The sequence below is a fragment of the Candidatus Pantoea rara genome (assembly GCF_051136265.1).
Lineage (GTDB): Bacteria > Pseudomonadota > Gammaproteobacteria > Enterobacterales > Enterobacteriaceae > Pantoea > Pantoea rara.
This window is the reverse complement of record NZ_CP194942.1, coordinates 1811438-1830485: the sequence shown is the minus strand read 5'-3', so window position 1 is coordinate 1830485 and position 19048 is coordinate 1811438. Positions and strand designations below refer to the sequence as shown.

At 53.9% G+C, this 19048-nt stretch carries 18 protein-coding genes; 9 read left to right on the top strand and 9 right to left on the bottom strand.

The window, feature by feature from the left end:
- Positions 1-75: 75 nt before the first annotated feature.
- The 4 genes from ACR8BF_RS08600 to ACR8BF_RS08585 all read left to right on the top strand — a co-directional run bounded on the left by ACR8BF_RS08600 (position 76) and on the right by ACR8BF_RS08585 (position 5276).
- Positions 76-1803, top strand: coding sequence for a potassium/proton antiporter (locus ACR8BF_RS08600; RefSeq protein ID WP_179895583.1), 1728 nt, complete (start codon positions 76-78; stop codon positions 1801-1803).
- Positions 1804-1881: 78 nt separating this feature from the next.
- Complete coding sequence (locus tag ACR8BF_RS08595; protein WP_179895582.1) at positions 1882-2115, top strand: DUF1480 family protein; 234 nt, start codon at positions 1882-1884, stop codon at positions 2113-2115.
- A gap of 375 nt (positions 2116-2490) precedes the next feature.
- A complete protein-coding gene (gene wbaP, locus ACR8BF_RS08590; protein ID WP_434745866.1) occupies positions 2491-3957 on the top strand; it encodes an undecaprenyl-phosphate galactose phosphotransferase WbaP in 1467 nt (488 codons plus the stop codon).
- Positions 3958-4082: 125 nt separating this feature from the next.
- Positions 4083-5276, top strand: a complete 1194-nt coding sequence (locus ACR8BF_RS08585; RefSeq protein ID WP_292992337.1) for a multidrug effflux MFS transporter — start codon at positions 4083-4085, stop codon at positions 5274-5276.
- Here the strand turns inward: ACR8BF_RS08585 and dadX are convergent.
- Both dadX and ACR8BF_RS08575 read right to left on the bottom strand, forming a co-directional pair.
- Positions 5269-6339 carry a catabolic alanine racemase DadX gene (dadX, locus tag ACR8BF_RS08580; protein WP_292992336.1) on the bottom strand — a complete coding sequence of 357 codons (1071 nt, stop codon included), beginning with the start codon at positions 6337-6339 and terminating at the stop codon, positions 5269-5271. The genes ACR8BF_RS08585 and dadX overlap by 8 nt on opposite strands.
- 19 nt (positions 6340-6358) lie before the next feature.
- Entirely contained in the window at positions 6359-7660 is a 1302-nt protein-coding gene (locus ACR8BF_RS08575) for a D-amino acid dehydrogenase (RefSeq protein ID WP_179895578.1), read from the bottom strand.
- 505 nt (positions 7661-8165) lie between these two features.
- Between ACR8BF_RS08575 and ACR8BF_RS08570 the strand changes: the two genes are divergently transcribed.
- Positions 8166-9701, top strand: a complete 1536-nt coding sequence (locus ACR8BF_RS08570) for a SpoVR family protein (RefSeq protein WP_033732860.1) — start codon at positions 8166-8168, stop codon at positions 9699-9701.
- Between the two features lie 58 nt (positions 9702-9759).
- Here ACR8BF_RS08570 and fadR read toward each other — a convergent pair whose 3' ends face one another.
- A complete protein-coding gene (fadR, locus tag ACR8BF_RS08565; protein ID WP_179895577.1) occupies positions 9760-10479 on the bottom strand; it encodes a fatty acid metabolism transcriptional regulator FadR in 720 nt (239 codons plus the stop codon).
- 461 nt (positions 10480-10940) lie between these two features.
- Between fadR and dsbB the strand changes: the two genes are divergently transcribed.
- Positions 10941-11471 carry a disulfide bond formation protein DsbB gene (gene dsbB, locus ACR8BF_RS08560; protein ID WP_132498749.1) on the top strand — a complete coding sequence of 177 codons (531 nt, stop codon included), beginning with the start codon at positions 10941-10943 and terminating at the stop codon, positions 11469-11471.
- Between the two features lie 57 nt (positions 11472-11528).
- Here the strand turns inward: dsbB and ACR8BF_RS08555 are convergent, their stop codons facing one another.
- From ACR8BF_RS08555 to ACR8BF_RS08545, 3 genes are all read right to left on the bottom strand, one after another.
- Positions 11529-11975: a YcgN family cysteine cluster protein gene (locus tag ACR8BF_RS08555; protein WP_090960412.1), complete on the bottom strand. Its 447-nt coding sequence runs from the start codon at positions 11973-11975 to the stop codon at positions 11529-11531.
- Between the two features lie 65 nt (positions 11976-12040).
- Entirely contained in the window at positions 12041-12700 is a 660-nt protein-coding gene (locus ACR8BF_RS08550) for a fumarylacetoacetate hydrolase family protein (RefSeq protein WP_179895576.1), read from the bottom strand.
- A 315-nt stretch (positions 12701-13015) separates the two neighbouring features.
- Entirely contained in the window at positions 13016-13291 is a 276-nt protein-coding gene (locus tag ACR8BF_RS08545; protein ID WP_434745865.1) for a YcgL domain-containing protein, read from the bottom strand.
- A 155-nt stretch (positions 13292-13446) separates the two neighbouring features.
- Here ACR8BF_RS08545 and minC point away from each other — a divergent pair, with 155 nt between their 5' ends.
- Genes minC through minE form a run of 3 tightly spaced genes read left to right on the top strand, consistent with a single transcriptional unit; the run spans position 13447 to position 15279 of the window.
- On the top strand, positions 13447-14160 hold the full coding sequence (gene minC, locus ACR8BF_RS08540) for a septum site-determining protein MinC (protein ID WP_179895574.1): 714 nt from the start codon (positions 13447-13449) through the stop codon (positions 14158-14160).
- A 33-nt stretch (positions 14161-14193) separates the two neighbouring features.
- The gene (gene minD / locus ACR8BF_RS08535; RefSeq protein ID WP_179895573.1) at positions 14194-15006 is read left to right on the top strand and encodes a septum site-determining protein MinD; all 813 of its coding nucleotides are present in this window, start codon (positions 14194-14196) and stop codon (positions 15004-15006) included.
- Between the two features lie 3 nt (positions 15007-15009).
- Positions 15010-15279 carry a cell division topological specificity factor MinE gene (minE, locus tag ACR8BF_RS08530; protein WP_008925314.1) on the top strand — a complete coding sequence of 90 codons (270 nt, stop codon included), beginning with the start codon at positions 15010-15012 and terminating at the stop codon, positions 15277-15279.
- 53 nt (positions 15280-15332) lie between these two features.
- Here minE and rnd read toward each other — a convergent pair whose 3' ends face one another.
- The 3 genes from rnd to ACR8BF_RS08515 form a co-directional block, all read right to left on the bottom strand.
- Positions 15333-16454, bottom strand: coding sequence for a ribonuclease D (rnd, locus tag ACR8BF_RS08525; RefSeq protein WP_314984082.1), 1122 nt, complete (start codon positions 16452-16454; stop codon positions 15333-15335).
- A gap of 98 nt (positions 16455-16552) precedes the next feature.
- Positions 16553-18229 (bottom strand): long-chain-fatty-acid--CoA ligase FadD, encoded by a 1677-nt coding sequence (gene fadD / locus ACR8BF_RS08520; protein ID WP_179895571.1) that lies wholly within the window; start codon positions 18227-18229, stop codon positions 16553-16555.
- A gap of 206 nt (positions 18230-18435) precedes the next feature.
- A complete protein-coding gene (locus tag ACR8BF_RS08515) occupies positions 18436-19032 on the bottom strand; it encodes a Slp family lipoprotein (RefSeq protein WP_434745864.1) in 597 nt (198 codons plus the stop codon).
- Positions 19033-19048 lie beyond the last annotated feature (16 nt).

The following is a 19048-nucleotide window of genomic DNA, read 5'->3' as shown; positions in this document are numbered from 1 at the left end:
CATTATCTTTCAGAGATAGCATGGATATTTGTCAGCAGTCGCTGCATCGCACTGTCATATCTCAGGAGACCGGGTTTGAACCACACTATTGTCTACAGTCTTTTTATCATCGGTTCCGTGCTGGTTGCATCGAGTATTCTGCTCAGCTCTTTCTCGTCCCGGCTGGGCATCCCTATTCTGGTTATCTTCCTCGCTCTGGGCATGCTGACCGGTGTTGATGGTATCGGCGGCATCGCTTTTGATAACTATCCGGCGGCCTATTTAATCTCTAACCTGGCGCTGGCGATCATCCTGCTGGATGGCGGCATGCGGACCAAAGCCAGCTCGTTTAAAGTCGCGCTGGGACCCGCGCTGTCGCTGGCGACCGTTGGCGTAATGATCACCGCTGGCTTAACCGGTGTGGTGGCTGCCTGGCTGTTTAACCTCGACATGATGCAGGGCTTCCTGATTGGCGCGATTATCGGCTCCACGGATGCCGCCGCAGTCTTTTCCCTGCTGGGTGACAAAGGCCTGAATGAGCGCGTCAGCTCCACGCTGGAGATAGAATCAGGCAGTAACGACCCGATGGCCGTGTTTCTGACCATCACCCTGATTGAGATGATCGAACAGGGCCGCAGCGGCCTTGACTGGATGTTCCTGGTGCATCTGGTGCAGCAGTTCGGTCTGGGTATCGTATTAGGCCTGGGCGGCGGCTGGGCGCTGCAGCAGCTGATTAATCGCATCAGTCTGGCTCCTGGCCTTTATCCGCTGCTGGCGTTGAGTGGCGGCATTCTGGTGTTCGCTCTGACCACGGTCTTAGAGGGCAGTGGCATCCTGGCGGTCTATCTGTGCGGCTTCCTGCTGGGCAACAGCCCGATTCGTAACCGCCATGGCATTCTGCAGACCTTTGATGGTATGGCGTGGCTCAGCCAGATCGGCATGTTCATTGTGCTGGGGCTGCTGGTCACGCCCTCTGATTTATGGCATATCGCGGTGCCGGCGATGCTCCTCTCGCTATGGCTGATTCTGGTGGCGCGTCCCCTGTCGGTGTTTATTGGCCTGCTGCCGTTCCGCAACTTCACGACCCGCGAGCGTTTTTTTATCAGTTGGGTCGGCTTACGGGGTGCGGTACCGATTATCCTGGCGGTCTTCCCGATGATGGCTGGATTAGAGAACGCCTCGCTCTATTTTAATATCGCCTTCTTCGTGGTGCTGGTCTCCCTGATGTTGCAGGGTACCTCGCTGGGGTTTGCCGCGAAAAAAGCCAAAGTGGTGGTGCCACCAACAGCCTCGCCTATCAGCCGTATCGGTCTGGATATTCACCCGGAAAACCCCTGGGAGCAGTTTGTCTATCAGCTCAGCGCCGACAAGTGGTGCGTCGGTGCCGCATTACGAGATCTGCAGATGCCCCGTGAAACCCGCATCGCTGCCCTGTTCCGTGACAATGTGCTGATGCACCCCAACGGCGGGACGCGGCTTAAAGAGAACGACGTAATTTGCGTGATTGGCCGCGAGCGCGATCTTCCGGCGCTGGGTAAAATGTTCAGCCAGTCACCGCCGGTCTCGCTCGACCAGCGCTTCTTTGGCGACTTTATTCTGGATGCAGAAGCTCGCCTGCGCGACGTTGCGCAGATTTACGGGCTGGAGCTGGATGAGAGCACCAATGATCAGCAGTCGCTGGGACAACTGGTGCTCGCAATGCTGGGCGGTTCGCCGGTGGTCGGCGATCAGGTGGAGTGGAATCAGCTGACATGGACTGTTGCGGAGAAAGAGGATAACCGTATCGTGAAGATTGGCGTCCGTCCGGCGGAAGAGAAGGAATAATCCTAATGATTCAGCCACGTTATTTTCTCTCAATACGCTAAGCTTACTTGTCTATGCCAGTAAAAACGGGAGAAATGAATGGGACACGTGGTTAAAATTGGTCGTTATGAGATTGTTGATGCCGATCTTGACGGTGAAAATACGGACACTGTCAGTATCCCCTGTCACACCAATCCCGGCTTAATCACCCAACTTGATGGCTGGGATCGCGATACCAGCGTGCCGGCCTGGATTGACGGGGAACCGGTAAATCTGCAGATCGGTCACTACGATAAACAGCAGGACCGCTGGATTTTAAAGAAACCTGCCTGAGCCTCTATCATTGCCGCCAGTCGTAAGACTCGGCGGTAATTCCTAAAAAGCGTCTTAAACAGTTTAGTTATAATTAGCCCCTCTCTTATTTTATTCAAAATAAACATCAACTTAGCTATTTAAAACTTTAATCACTTTTGATGTTTTCAGATTTTTTCCGTATTAACTCTGTCAAATAACTCCTGCATACTCTTTCTCAATGCTGCAACATTTCGTGAGTACCATCACGCTTTAATTGTTAACTTTTTTGCAGCTGCACTGGCTTTACTGACTGCAACAGACTGAAAATTATTTTTTAATTTTTCAGAGCCCACTCCTGAGCGCGAACCTGATTCTGGTCAGGCCATCTTTTACTTGAGAAAGAGAGCAGGTTTTATGGCAAGTACATTGATAATGAATAGCCCGAGCCGCTCATGGAGCGGCACGCGTAAAAATATCATCGTGAAATTCGCCCTGAGCTTTTCCGATCTGATTGCACTTAACCTTGCACTGTTTTTATCTGCCGCGACGATACAAGGTATTTGCGGCGAGCTGGATACCTTTATTCCACCGCATCAGATTGAATACCGTTTTGTGGCACAGTTTATTATGTCAGTAATGTGTACCGGCTGGTTCTGGGTACGTCTGCGTCATTACACATATCGCAAACCGTTCTGGTTTGAGCTGAAAGAGATCGTTAAAACATTATTTGTTTTCTCGCTGCTCGACCTCGCACTGATCGCCTTCTCTAAATGGGACTTCTCACGCATGGTGTGGGTTTTCAGCTGGACATATGCCCTGCTGTTGCTGCCACTGATGCGTGCTCTGGTTAAACGCGCCATTAACAAGGCAGGCCAGTGGCAGAAAGAGACCATTATTATCGGTTCCGGTAAAAACGCCACCGAAGCCTATGCCGCACTGCAGAGTGAAGAGATTCTGGGCTACAACGTCCAGGCGTTTATTTCGGTCGATGATGTTCCGGCTCAGCAGAGCGTGAATGGTGTGCCCGTAATCACCTGGAAAGACATTAACTGGCAGACCATTGACCGTGACAACGTGCAGTTTATTGTCGCTATGGAGTATGAACAGCAGCCAATGCGCGATCGCTGGCTGAAATTCCTGTCGAAGATGAACTGCCGTTCAGTTTCAGTGATCCCGACGCTGCGCGGTGTGCCGCTTTACGGCACGGACATGTCCTTCATCTTCAGTCATGAAGTGATGATCCTGCGCGTCAGTAATAACCTGGCAAAACACTCTTCCCGTTTCATGAAGCGTGCCTTTGATATCGTGGTGGCGTCAATGCTGCTGCTGTTCCTTGGTCCGATATTCGCCCTGCTCTGCTACATGGTGAAACGCGACGGCGGCAATGCGATTTATGGTCACGAACGTGTGGGCCAGAATGGCAAAAAATTCAAATGCCTGAAATTCCGTTCCATGGTGACCAATTCCAAAGAAGTGCTGGAGAAATTACTGGCGACCAGCGAAGCAGCCCGGATGGAGTGGGACAAAGATTTCAAACTGAAGAATGACCCGCGCGTGACCCGCATTGGTAGTTTCCTGCGTAAGACCAGCCTGGATGAGTTACCGCAGCTGTGGAACGTAATCCGTGGCGAGATGAGCCTGGTGGGGCCGCGTCCGGTTATCGAAGCTGAGCTGGAGCGCTACGCTGGTGATGTTGACTACTACCTGATGGCGAAACCCGGCATGACCGGTCTCTGGCAGGTCAGCGGACGTAATGATATCGACTATGACACCCGCGTCTACTTTGACTCCTGGTATGTCAAAAACTGGGCGCTCTGGACCGATATCGCGATCCTGTTCAAAACCGCAGGTGTGGTGCTACGCCGTGACGGCGCTTACTAAGCCCTGATGCGATGCCTGTTTACAGCAGGCATCGCATTTTCCGCACGACTTCCTCTATCTTTTTTGCCTCTGAATCATTACCCTCTGCGATCGTTTTTTAACAGAACGCTTACCCTCTGGTTGTTATGCAAAAATTTACTCTGCTGTTATTAAGCCTGGTGCTGCTGGCACCCTTAGGCATCGACCTTTATTTGCCCACGCTGCCACAAATTGCAGAAGGCCTGGATACGCCGGTTAATCTGGTGCAGACCACCATTCCTCTGTTTCTGCTGGTGATGGGGCTGGGACAGCTGGTGACCGGCCCGCTGGTGGACAATTATGGGCGTAAGCCGATTGCCCTGCTGGGTCTCGCGCTCTACATCACGGGCAGCGCCATCGCTGCCACCGCCACTTCATTCCCACTGTTCGTCCTGGCTCGTCTGGTGCAGGGCTGTGGCGTCTGCTGTAGCGCCGTTGTCGCTTTTAGCGGCGTGCGCGACCGCCTGAGTGGCGATGATGCCGCCCGCGCCTATGGCTTCCTGAATGGCGCACTTAATATTGTTCCGGCTCTGGCCCCGCTGCTGGGTGGGCTGCTGGCCAGCGCCTTTGACTGGCGTGCACCCTTCTGGTTCCTCTGCGGCTATGGCCTGCTGATTACGCTGCTGGTGATTATCTGGCTGCCGGAAACGCGCCCGGCAGATACGCTGCGGGTGAAAGGATTACCGATTAAGCAGTACGCCGAAATTCTGCGTCAGCCGCGTTTTCTGGCGTTCGCCTTTGCCAATGCGGGTGCGCTGGGCATGGTGTTGACCTATGTGTCGCTGGCGCCGCAGGTATTAATGACCGAAGGCGGTCTGACGCCGATCCAGTTCTCGTTTGCTTTCGGGGCCAACGGTTTCTGGATCATGTTTGTCAGCATGTTCGTCAATAAAGCCATTCGTAAAGCGGGCCGCCCTTTCTGCCTGGCGATGGGATTCTTCACTATGCTGCTGGGTGCGGTGTTGCTGGTGGCGGGGATGCAGATTTTCCCGGCGGAGATGCAGACGCACTGGGCGCTCTACATGTTCCCGGTGGCGGTATCGGTGGCCGGACTGGCCTTTACGGTGGGACCGGCCACCAGCTATGCGCTGGAGCCATATCAGCAACAGGCGGGCGTGGCGTCCGCCCTGCAGGGATTCATTCAGATGGCGGGCGGTGCGGCAGGCAGCCTGGTGATCGTCGCACTGCCGGTGGCAGAGAAGCTGTCGCTGAGTCTGATGATGCTGCTGGGTGCAGCGCTGGCCTTTATCGCCTGGCGCTGCAGCAGAAAGATGCGCGGCAGCCTGACCGCGCTTAAATAACGGTGACCGGAACGCGGGGTGCCAGTGCGCACATTAGCTCGTACCCTACCGTTCCCGCCGCTTTTGCCACCTGATCGATTTTCACCTGCTCGCCCCACAGCTCTACGGCGGAGCCAATCCCGGCCTGAGGACAGGGCGTTAAATCCACGGTGATCATGTCCATGGAAACCGCGCCCACCACCTGCGTCATCACGCCATCAACGCAGATCGGCGTGCCGGTTGGGGCATGACGCGGATAGCCATCGGCGTAACCGCAGGCCACCACGCCAATCCGCTGCGCCGTGCTGGCGTGATACCGGTAGCCGTAACCCACACCATCGCCAGCCTGTAATTGCTGAACCGCGATAATCTCACTGCTTAAGGTCATCACCGGCTTCAGGCCACTACCTGCGATGTCCTGCCAGTCACCGCTGGGCGATGCGCCATACAGAATGATGCCGGGACGCACCCAGTCAAAATGCGCTTCAGGATGCCATAAGGTACAGGCCGAATTAGAGAGCGATCGCGGGCAGTTCAGTCCCTCAGCCGCCTGCTCTACGCGCTGCAGCGGGGCAATCAGACCCTGGGGGTTTTCGGCATCGGCAAAATGGGCCATCAGCGTCATCTCACCGACAGTGCTCAGCGCCCGCAGCTTCTGCCATGCGCCGTTGACCTGCTCCGGACGAAAGCCCAGACGGTTCATTCCGCTGTTCATTTTGAGATAGATATCCACTGGCGCAGAAAGCGTGGCGCTGGCCAGCGCTTTGATTTGCCAGTTGCTGTGCACGCTGGTGGTGAGGCGATAGCGGTCGATTAACTGCAGATCCTCTGGCTGGAAGAACCCCTCCAGCAGCAGAATCGGCTTTTTCCAGCCCTGCTCACGCAGCAGAATCGCCTCTTCCATATTCAGCAGTGCAAAGCCGTCGGTGGCGGATAACGCCTCGCGAACGCGATCAATACCATGGCCGTAAGCATTGGCCTTCACCACTGACCAGACGCGCGATGCGGGCGCTGCCTGGCGAACGACCGTCAGGTTATGACGTAACGCCTGCTGATTGATGGTCGCAATAATCGGACGTGACATCCTCTCTCTCCCTGAATACTTAACGAGTTGCGTTGGCGTTACGCAGCGGCGATGAGGTCGCCGCGAAACCGGGTAAGTAGCGGAACACCGCCAGGTCATCCGCCGCAATGGCAGGCTTTTTACCGGAGATGAGATCGGCCAGTAACTGACCCGAACCACATGCCATCGTCCAGCCCAGCGTACCGTGACCGGTGTTGAGCCAGAGGTTGGAGATTGGCGTGGCACCCACAATCGGCGTACCGTCTGGCGTCATCGGACGCAGACCGGTCCAGAAACTCGCCTGCGCGACATGACCGCCTTCAGGATAGAGATCACTGACAACCATCTCCAGGGTTTCCCGCCGCGCTTCGGTGAGTTTGGTGTTAAAACCAACAATCTCCGCCATTCCGCCAACACGGATACGGTCGTCAAACCGGGTCACTGCCACTTTGTAGGTCTCATCCAGGATCGTGGAAACCGGCGCAGCGTCAGGATTTTTAATCGGAATCGTGAGTGAGTAGCCTTTAAGCGGATAGACTGGAATATCGATAACGTTTTTTAACAGCGCGGTGGAGTAGGAACCAAAAGCCACCACATAGCTGTCCGCCTTGATGATCTCCTCGCCGCACTTCACGCCATAAATGCGATTGCCATCGCGCAGCAGATGATCGACCGGGGTATTGAAACGGAACACCACGCCTGCCTCTTCGGCCATTTTTGCCAGCCGCTGCGTAAAGAGCTGACAGTCGCCGGTTTCATCGTTGGGCAGGCGTAATCCGCCGGTGAGTTTATGCTGAGTCGCCGCCAGAGCCGGTTCAACACGTGACAGTTCATGCGCCTCTAACAGCTCATAAGGTACGCCCGCGTCGCGCAGCACAGCAATATCTTTGCTAGCGCTGTCAAACTGCTGCTGAGTGCGGAACAGCTGCAGCGTTCCGCCCTGGCGGCCCTCATAGGCGATGCCGGTCTCAGAGCGCAGCGCTTTCAGGCAGTCACGGCTGTATTCGGCAATCCGCACCATGCGGCTTTTGTTCTGCTGATAGTGGTTGATATCGCAGTTGCGCAGCATGTGCCACATCCATTCCAGCTGGAAACCGCTGCCATCGAGGCGAATAGCCAGCGGCGCGTGACGCTGAAACATCCACTTGACCGCTTTCAACGGCACACCCGGAGCTGCCCAGGGTGCGGCATAGCCCGGAGAGATCTGACCGGCATTACCTGCACTGGTCTCCATCGCTGCGGCGGGCTGACGATCGATGACGGTGACCTGATGTCCGGCACGCGCCAGATACCAGGCACTTGCCACTCCAACCACACCACTTCCAAGAATTACAACGTGCATAGCTCCCCCACCCGGCATGTAAAAGCATAATTCACTGTTCAGCAGATGATAGTCAGCGGATTTACACAGCGGACATCACCCCATAAATTCAGCATCCATTTCACATCTTTTTCACTTTTCAGGTAACTAAAATCTTGTCGCACAGCCAATTTCAGCGCTTTATGCGCCTCAATCCCTAAACACAGGAATAAATGACAACGGAGGCAGTTAAATCTGTGCATGGCAGGAGAATCATTCAACCCCATACATTCCGCTTATAAACAGGATGATATTCCGCGTTTTAAAATAACATTCGAATTAAAGGCTTTTAAATTCTCTGACGCACTCGTCTTAATGATTTTGTGCCAAAGAATTCGTTTGAGTTCGCATTTCGGATAAGCGACAGTGGGCTATCATTGTTGTGTTCGCTCAGTTTTTTTCGGGTTCCCTTTTTTCAGGATGAAGCCTTAAATAACCAGAACGGGTTGTCTTTCGGGTCAGCCGGTTTGCATAAAAGAGGTGCGCTATGACGACAATCTTTGACGAAGCCATCAGAGACAGCAAACGACTCAATGACGGACCAGACTGGACATTCGAACTGCTCGATGTCTACTTAGCAGAGATCGATCGGGTCGCGAAACTCTACCGGCTTGATACCTACCCACACCAAATCGAAGTCATTACCTCTGAACAGATGATGGACGCCTATTCCAGCGTTGGCATGCCCATCAACTATTCACACTGGTCATTCGGCAAAAAGTTTATCGAGACCGAGCAACGCTATAAGCATGGTCAGCAGGGCCTGGCCTATGAAATTGTCATCAACTCTAACCCCTGCATCGCCTACCTTATGGAAGAGAACACCATGACTATGCAGGCGCTGGTGATGGCGCATGCCTGCTATGGCCACAACTCGTTCTTCAAAAATAACTATCTTTTCCGCAGCTGGACGGATGCCGGATCGATTGTCGATTACCTGCTTTTTGCCAAAAACTATATCAGTGACTGTGAAGAGCGTTACGGCGTTGAAGAGGTCGAACGGCTGCTCGACTCCTGTCATGCCTTAATGAATTATGGCGTCGACCGCTATAAACGTCCGCAGAAGATCTCCCTGCAGGAGGAGAAGGCGCGGCAGAAGAGCCGGGAAGAGTATCTGCAAAGTCAGGTGAACACCCTGTGGCGAACGCTCCCACGACGTGAGACAGAGGCGGTAGCCTTTGAGGCTGCGCGTTATCCTTCTGAGCCGCAGGAAAACCTGCTCTATTTTATGGAAAAAAACGCCCCGCTGCTGGAGCCATGGCAGCGTGAGATCCTGCGCATCGTACGCAAAGTGAGTCAGTATTTCTATCCGCAGAAGCAGACCCAGGTGATGAATGAAGGCTGGGCGACCTTCTGGCACTACACCATCCTGAATCACCTGTATGACGAAGGCAAAGTGTCGGAACGCTTTATGATGGAGTTCCTGCACAGCCATACTAACGTGGTGTTTCAGCCGCCCTACAACAGTCAGTGGTACAACGGCATCAACCCTTACGCTTTAGGATTTGCGATGATGCAGGATATCAAGCGTATCTGTCAGTCGCCGACTGAAGAGGATCGCTACTGGTTCCCGGATATCGCCGGTTCCGACTGGCTGGAAACACTGCATTTTGCGATGCGTGAGTTCAAGGACGAGAGTTTTATCAGCCAGTTCCTCTCGCCGAAAGTGATGCGTGACTTCCGGCTGTTTACCGTGCTGGATGACGATCGCAACAATTATCTGGAAATCGCCGCTATCCATGATGAGGCAGGCTACCGGGCGATTCGCCAGCAGCTCTCTGCGCAGTACAACCTGAGTAATCTTGAACCGAACATTCAGGTCTATAACGTGGATGTGCGCGGTGACCGTTCCCTGACCCTGCGCTATGTGCCGCAGAGTCGCACGCCGCTGGATAAAAGCCGTCGCGAGGTGCTGAAGCATGTGCATCGTCTGTGGGGATTTGATGTGATTCTGGAACAGCAGAACGAGGATGGCAGTGTGGAACTGCTGGATCGCAATCCACCACGCGGTTCTTCACTCTGACGGCCCATCTGATGATGACATCTAGAAGCAAAAAACCGGACGCGATGTCCGGTTTTTTTTAGCGCTTGCTGCCGAGGTCTTCGGGCAGGTTTTTCTGCATGCTGTGCCAGATTTCACCGCTGCGGCGGCCATAGTTGCGTACCACGTCCACGATCTCATCCTGTCCAGGTTCTTTGTCGCACAGCGCCAGGAGTTTGAGATAGAAATCACGCGCGACCTGGCGGGCTTCGGGATTAGAGAAGTAGTGACGGCCAACGCGGGTGTAAAGACCTTTCAGGCCATTCAGGATCAGACCGTAAATCGGATTACCCGATGCAAACGCCAGACCACGGAATACCCGGTAGTCGAGTTCGGTGTAGGCATCCGCCTGATCGGCTGCGGCACTCACCGTCTCCAGCACTTCACGCGCTTTGTCCGGATGATGGCGCAGCGCACGGCTGATAAAGATCGATGAAATATTACTGCGGACTGACAGCAGGTTATCAATCAGCACCGGAACGCTGTCGTGATCGAGACGGGCCAGCGTTTCCAGAATATTGAGACCGGACGTCTCCCAGAAATCATTCACCCGCGTCGGTTTACCGTGCTGAATCGTCAGCCAGCCATCACGCGCCAGTCGCTGCAGCACTTCACGCAAGGTGGTGCGCGTCACCCCAATCAATTCAGAAAGCTCACGCTCAGCAGGAAGAATCGATCCAGGTGGAAAGCGACTGTTCCAGATGCTTTCAATAATATACTCTTCAGCAAATCCCGCTGGACTCTGAGCCTTTATAACCATAGCAATGTGTTCTCGTTGCTTTTCTAATCATGATGAGGACTCATCATACCAGACGCCCTATAGCGGATATAGCCTGCATAACTATTAAAACCGGGCGCGGGCGCATATTTCAGAATGGCTGACAGTTCATTCTGCTGCGTTAAGACGACGATCATTTGATACGATTTCCCGTGCTGAAACGATGCGAGTGCCAGCGCGGCAAAATGTCATCCTGAAATCACGGAATGTCTGCACCGGATAGCCTGCGTCTGCCGTTTCGTTTGCTGCCGAACGCACCCAGCCTTGTTGACCTCATCAATGTCCGCTCTGTTTGCTGAACGGACATCACCTTTTTATCCTCATTTAACCTGCTCTGGATCAGAATCAGGTCATGTTTGCACACGATTTTTCCCCGCACCTGGCTGGTTTGCAAATGCTTTTGGTTTACACTGCGTGGCATTAACGTTTACAGGGAATGCAATATGTTGCGATATCTGAATCAATGTTCACGGGGCCGTGGAGCCTGGTTATTACTGGCACTGACGGCTCTGGCTCTGGAATTGACGGCACTCTTTTTTCAGCACGTGATGGGGCTTAAGCCCTGTGTGATGTGTATCTATGAGCGTAACGCGCTGTTCGGTGTGCTGGGCGCAGGCCTGGTGGGTGCCATTGCACCAAAATCACCGTTGCGTCTGGCGGCGCTGGCGTTGTGGATCTACAGTGCCTGGGAAGGTCTGCGTCTTTCTTACGAACATACGATGATTCAGCTGCACCCTAACCCCTTCACCACCTGTGATTTTGCTGCCCGCTTCCCCAGCGGATTACCGCTGGATAAATGGCTGCCGTCTGTGTTCCTGGCCAGCGGTGACTGCGCAGAACGCAGCTGGACGTTCCTGACACTCAGCATGCCGCAGTGGATGATCGTGGTGTTCGCCGGTTATCTGCTGGTCGCAGCACTGGTGCTGATTGCCCAGCCGCTGAAACCGAAACGCCGCGATCTCTTTAGTCGCTGAAATCAAAAAAGGCTGCCAGTGGCAGCCTTTTTACGCTTCAGGTTGATGCCGCGGCGCTTAGCCGTTGCGATCGGGACGATCAATGATGTGATCTTCCCAGTCCCGCACTTCACTCTCCCGCACCGCAATATAACGCACCGAAATACGCTGCGCGTGCATGGCGGTTTTCGAACCGGCCCGCAGCGGATGCCAGGCGGGTAAATCTTTGCCTTCACCCAGCAGCCGGTAAGCGCAGGTGCGCGGCAGCCAGTTAAAGGTGGTCAGATTCTCACGCGTTAACTTGATGCAATCCTCTTCCAACTCGAAGCGGCGCTCATAATTACGGCACTGGCAGGTTTTAATATTGAGCTGATCGCAGGCGACATTGGTGAAGTAAATCTCATCGGTGTCGGCATCCTGCAACTTGTTCAGGCAGCACTGTCCACAACCATCACACAAGGATTCCCATTCCTCATCGCTCATTTGTGCCAGGCGTTTTTGTTGCCAGAAAGGGGTGTCAGTCATGATGATTTATCCGGATTGTGCCTAAACCGCACCTTATAAAGCCTATGCTGCGGTGATGCAAGTTTTTAGAGTACCCGCGTACTGATGCCGTGACCCGCCAGGGAGACTTCCAGCTGGTCACCCGAACGCATTGGGCCAACCCCTTCTGGCGTTCCGGTCAGAATTACATCTCCGGCACGCAGGGTAAAGTAGCGGCTCATATGGGCAATCAACGGCAGGATCTTATGAATCATGTCTTCGGTGTTGCCGTGCTGACGCACTTCACCATTCACCACCAGCTTCAGCTCGACGTTCTGCGGGTCGCCACTGAAGTCCGAAACCGGGATGAAACCGGAGACAGGACAGGCGTTATCAAAGCCTTTGGATTTTTCCCACGGCTGGCCCGCTTTTTTCAGTCCGGACTGCAGGTCACGCAAGGTCAGGTCCAGCGCCACGCCATAGCCTGCAATCGCCTTAGCCACGTGTTCTTCTGTCGCCTGCTTCAGCGTCGCGCCAATCAACACCGCCAGTTCCACTTCGTGATGCACTTCGCCAAAGGCGTCAGGAATCGACAGCGGCTGGCGTAAATCACACAGCGACGTCTCCGGCTTGATGAAGATGACCGGCTCGGTCGGCGTTGCACTGCCCATCTCTTTAATGTGTTTTGCGTAATTGCTGCCGACGCAAACCACTTTGCTGACCGGAAAATCTAACAGAGCGCCTTGCCAGTTACGATGCTGATACATGATCATCCCCTGTTCAGGTTAGGTGTGATGCCAGCGCTGCTGGCGGGTTGATGTTTGCTCAGGCATTGATCGAAATGCCAGCCTCATGGCGTGATAATAAGATCCTTTTAACGTTCCAGCGTATGGAATTTGTCAAAAAGCGTAAATAGAGGCGTCGGGGCGCTGAATAATCGTACAAATCGCGAGAAAAAAATGCGCAGGAAATTTAGTCATGCGTGAAACAGATAAGCTACACGGTTATTTTACGCAGCTTCAAAGCAATATAATCCTGCCAGGATCGCACCGACAGGATTTATATTTACAGAAGAATCCGAGTTAAACTTTTTTATCGGCCTCTAAATGAACTTTTAGCAGACTTTCAATTGGCGGGGGAAGCTGTAAATAATAGCCCTGCTCACTCAATCCCTGCTTCACTTTATTGATATCCGCGTTAGCCAGCCTGTCGCGCCCCGCCAGCTTTAGCACCATCGCCAGCTGCGGCTTGCCAAAACCTTTCAGCAATTCTTGCGGAACGCGTGAGAAATCGTCCTTTTTTTCAACATAGAGATAAGTCTGGTCACGTAACGGGCTTCTGTAGATCACACAAAACATATTTTTTACTCGAATTAACCGGCGTTGAGGCTTGTCTGAATATAGCTGTAACTATAACATGCTTGCAGAACTTCGAATATTCACCGTTAGCGCTTCATCGATGATTTTATCATCGCCTTGCTAACGGTAGTGAAAACAGGACTGAGTCGGGACAGATGTCGCAAACGCCAATCGAATTCAAAGGTAGCAGTTTCACCCTGTCTGTCGTCCATTTGCATCACCATGACCCTGCGGTGATTCGTAAGGCACTTCAGGACAAGATTGACCAGGCTCCGGATTTCCTGAAAAACGCCCCGGTTGTACTTAACGTTGCCACATTGAGTGCCGATGTTAACTGGAAACAGCTGCAGCAGGCGATTCTCGCCACCGGTTTACGCATCGTTGGCGTGAGCGGCTGCAAAAATGAAGCACTGAAAAGCATGATCTCCCGTGCAGGCCTGCCGGTTCTGGCAGAAGGTAAAGAGGCCAGACCGCGCGCTGAAGCGCCGCAGCCGGCTCCCCTACCTGAACCGCTGCCGGTTGTAACCGAGACGGTGGCAACCAAAACCCGCATCGTGAATACACCGGTGCGCTCAGGCCAGCAAATTTATGCGCGTGACGCTGATTTGATTATCACCAGCAGCGTTAGCGCCGGCGCCGAGCTGGTTGCCGATGGCAACATTCATATTTACGGCATGATGCGTGGTCGCGCGCTGGCAGGTGCCAGCGGTGACCAGAACTGCCAGATTTTTTGTACCCACCTGGCCGCCGAGCTGGTCTCGATTGCAGGAGAGTACTGGATCATGGATCAGATCCCGCAAGAATTTTTTGGCAAAGCTGCGCGCCTGTGCCTGCAGGATGGCGCGCTGACTATCCAGACACTTAATTAGGCCCCTTTTCTTTTGTTAAGGAAATCAACATTTATGGCACGCATTATTGTAGTTACATCCGGTAAAGGGGGCGTTGGTAAGACCACGTCAAGCGCGGCCATCGCCACCGGTTTAGCGCAGAAAGGCAAAAAGACAGTTGTCATCGACTTTGATATCGGTCTGCGTAACCTGGATTTGATCATGGGCTGTGAACGCCGCGTGGTCTACGATTTCGTCAACGTCATCCAGGGCGATGCCACACTCAATCAGGCGCTGATTCGCGACAAACGCACTGAAATGCTCTATATCCTGCCTGCGTCGCAGACCCGTGATAAAGATGCGCTGACCCGTGAAGGTGTTGAAAAAGTCCTGAACGATTTAGCAGCAATGGAGTTCGATTTCATCGTCTGCGACTCACCAGCAGGGATTGAAACTGGCGCACTGATGGCGCTCTACTTTGCCGATGAAGCCATTATCACCACCAACCCGGAAGTCTCTTCTGTCCGTGACTCCGACCGCATCCTTGGCATCATCTCCTCCAAATCCCGCCGCGCTGAAAACAGTCAGGACCCGGTTAAGGAGCATCTGCTGCTGACCCGTTATAACCCTGGCCGGGTGAGCCGTGGTGATATGCTGAGTATGGAAGATGTGCTGGAAATCCTGCGCATTCCTCTGGTCGGCGTGATCCCTGAAGATCAATCGGTGTTACGTGCCTCTAACCAGGGCGAACCGGTGATTCTTGACGGCGAATCTGATGCTGGCAAAGCCTATGCCGATACCGTTGAACGGTTGCTCGGTGAAGTACGCCCCTTCCGCTTTATCGAAGAAGAGAAGAAGGGTTTCCTGAAACGCCTGTTCGGGGGATAAACCATGGCATTACTTGATTTCTTTTTATCCCGGAAGAAGAACACTGCCAACATAGCCAAGGAAAGGCTGCAGATTATCGTGGCAGAACGGAGAAGGGGCGACAGTGAGCCCCACTATCTTCCGCAACTTAAGCGCGACATTCTGGAAGTGATTTGCAGATATGTGAAGATCGATCCAGAAATGGTGACGGTTCAGCTTGATCAGAAAGGTGATGACATCTCGATTCTGGAGCTGAACGTCACGCTGCCGGAAACGGATGAAGTGACTAAATGACGCTGACCGTTTTCTGAATTTCCCCTGCGCTCTGGCAGGGGAAATTTAACCGGTTAACAACCCGCCAGAATGTCCTCAATGCCGGGTTTCAGCAGTTCGCCTCGCCATCCGGTGAGTAACTCCGGCTGACGTCCCTGTGGCTTAAGGCCCCAGTGCTGACTTAATACCTGATTAATCTGACGTCGTGACGCCAGTAACTCCTGACTGAATCCGCTCTGCTCGCTGACCTGCTGCACCAGCGCTTTCATCGCCTTAAACACCTGCTTGTAGTGCGGATGATCGATCAGATTGCCCAGCGGAGCCGGCAGTTCACTTTCGTCCAGCGCCTCGGCTTCGGCCACGAGCGCCACCAGCGTTTTACCGTGGAAACGGATTTCATGGCCTGACAGCCCCAAATGATCCAGCTCACCCAGTGAGCCGGGCATAAAGCGCGCGACTTTCCACAGGTGCTCTTCACGTACCACAAAGTTCACCGCCATATCCTTTTCACGTGCCAGCTTCAGACGCCAGGACGCCAGTCGCTGCAGTGCAGCCAGCTGACGCGGGCGCAGTTGCCAGGCATTAGTGATATCGCGCCATGCTTCCTCCGGCGACAGGCTATCCAGACGACGCTGACACAGATTATTGCACTCACTCAGTGCCGCCGCCATGTTGCCGGCCTCTTCCGTATTGATCATCAGCTGACGGGCAATTGGCAGCAGATAGTGAACGTCCGCCGCCGCATACTCACACTGACGCTGGGTCAGAGGGCGTGCCAGCCAGTCGGTACGTGATTCACTCTTATCGAGTTCGACCTGGGTGAAATGCGCCACCATCGAAGCAAAGCCCCATGAGAGCGGCTGGCCAGAAAATGCCGCCAGAATCTGGGTGTCGATCATAGGCGTCGGCAGCACGCCGAAACGGTGCAGGAAGACTTCCAGATCTTCACCACCAGCATGCAGGAATTTAGTCACGCCGGTGTCGGTGAGTAAAGCAATAAAGGGTGACCAGTCACGGATATTGAGCGGGTCAATCAGCACCAACTGATGATCGTCGAACAGCTGGATCAGGCCAAGCTGTGGGTAGTAAGTGCGGGTGCGGACAAATTCGGTATCCAGTGCCACCGCCGCGTGCTGGCGCGCTTTCTGACACACGTCTGCCAGTTGATCATCCTGGTCGATAAGAGAATAGTTCACGTCTGATTTCCACCGCAGCCAACAACGCGCGGCGCTCCATGTTAAAAACAATAAAAACGCCGGACATGCCGGCGTTCAACCTCAATTCCTGCCCGAATTCAGCTCGCGCCGGGTTTAGCCTCATCGCGCAGCTCACGCCGCAGGATCTTACCAACGTTGGTTTTGGGTAACTCATCACGAAACTCAATGATTTTCGGCACCTTGTAACCGGTCAGCTGACGGCGGCAGTGGTCGAGCACGTCTTCTTTAGTCAGCGATGCATCTTTTTTCACGATGCAGACTTTGACTGCCTCGCCAGAAAGATCGCTGGGCACACCAATTGCCGCGGCTTCGCGCACTTTCGGGTGCTGCATCAGCACATCTTCGATTTCATTCGGATAGACATTAAAACCGGAGACCAGAATCATATCTTTTTTACGGTCAACGATGCGAATAAAGCCTTCCTGATCAACGGTAACAATATCACCGCTGTGGAGCCAGCCATTTTTCAGCACTTCCGCTGTCGCTTCCGGGTGATGCCAGTAACCCAGCATCACCTGCGGGCCGCTGATACAAAGCTCACCGGGTTCGCCCGGCGGCACTTCATTGCCCGCGTCATCCAGAATTCGCACATCGGTCGAGGGGACCGGCAGGCCGATACTGCCAGTGTGACAGCTGATGTCATACGGATTGACCGACACCAGCGGCGAACATTCCGTCAGGCCATAGCCTTCCAGCAGATAGTGCCCGGTCAGTTTTTCCCAGCGCTCGGCCACCACTTTCTGCACCGCCATCCCGCCACCGGCAGAGAGACGCAACGTAGAGAAATCGAGCTTATTGAACTGCGCATCGTTAAGCAGCGCATTGAACAGCGTGTTAACACCAGTAATCGCGGTAAACGGGAATTTCCCCAGCTCTTTAACGAAACCGGGAATATCGCGTGGGTTGGTGATCAACAGATTCTGACCGCCCAGCTCCAGAAAAAGCAGGCCATTCACCGTTAAGGCGAAGATGTGGTAAAGCGGCAGCGCGGTGACAACACACTCTTTACCGTCGCGAAGCACTTTGCCGTAGGTCGCGCGGGTTTGCTCCAGATTCGCCTGCATGTTGCGATGGGTCAGCATCGCCCCTTTGGCCACGCCAGTCGTGCCGCCCGTATACTGCAGGAAGGCGAGATCGTCATTCGACAGGGTCGGGCGTTGATAGTTGAGCGTGGCGCCCACTTCAAGGACATGGCGAAATGAAATGGCACCCGGCAGATGATACTTAGGCACCAGCTTTTTCACATACTTGACGACAAAGTTAACCAGTGTCGCTTTTATCGGCGCCAGCTGATCCCCCATGCGGGTCAGGATGACGTGACGCACCGCAGTGTCCGCCACCACTTTTTCCAGGGTATGGGCAAAATTCGAGACGATAACAATGGCGCTGGCACCGCTGTCATTGAGCTGGTGCTTTAGCTCACGTGGCGTATAGAGCGGATTGACATTGACCACCACCATACCCGCGCGCAGCACACCAAACAGCGCCACGGGATACTGCAGTAAGTTCGGCATCATCAGGGCCACGCGGTCACCCGCTTTCAGGCCCAGTTGCTGCTGAAGATAGGCGGCAAAAGCACGGCTCTTCTCCTCCAGCTGGCGATAGCTCATTTTCTGACCCATGTTCACAAACGCGGGTTGATCGGCGTAGCGTTTTGCAGCCTGCTCAAACAGATCCACCAGCGAGGTGTAACGATCTGCACTTATTTCGGCAGGCACATCTGCCGGGTAGCGTTTCAGCCAAACCTTATTCAAGGATCCACCCCGATAATTATGTTGTATTTCCATCGCTGCCTCAGCCAATCTGGTTTGTTAACAATATTTTAACTGATTGTACCAGTTTGCCTGTTTCGGCATGTTGAGGTTGCGAAGTGCATCACTAAATTTCGTGCTAAGAAAACAGGCCAATAAAAAGCCCGGCAGCGAGCACCGCGACCGGGCTGGATATAATAATGTGTAAACTACTCAGTCAGAATGGTCTGGACCTCTGTCGGGCCACTGTTGACCATTCCCCAGTAGGGATTAGGGCCCCAGTATCCACCGCGATGGCGGGTTGGACCATACCAGATCCAGGGATCCATTGGCTGTGGCGGTGCCGTCACCTGCTGAGCGAGCCGCCAGCGCTGATAGCCACGCACATCAATGACCGCAAATTTGTAATCTGCCTCACCAATTTTGCCCTGCTCCGTGCCCTTCAGCGTGCCCAGCACGGTGACATACTGATTTTTCACATCCACCGGATCAACAAAACCGTGGATGTCGGCATAAACCCGGCCAACCGAGGCCGCACCGAGACGCGGTCTGGCACTGTCATCCAGCGGCTGTGCCGCAATCTCAAGCCGGGTTTTGCCGTTCAGGTTAGTGACATTCACTACCTTGCCGCCAAAGCGCGATTCCTGCCCGAAAAAGATTGAGGGATCGCTCATGACCCGCAACAAATCCTGCTGCGGCTGAGGTGAGCTGCCCTGCAACGTGTCAGGAATGGAGACACAACCGGTTAACGCCAGCACACAGGACAGCAGCAGCCCTGAAAGCCCTTTACCACACATTGACGACATAGACGTTCTCCCGTTA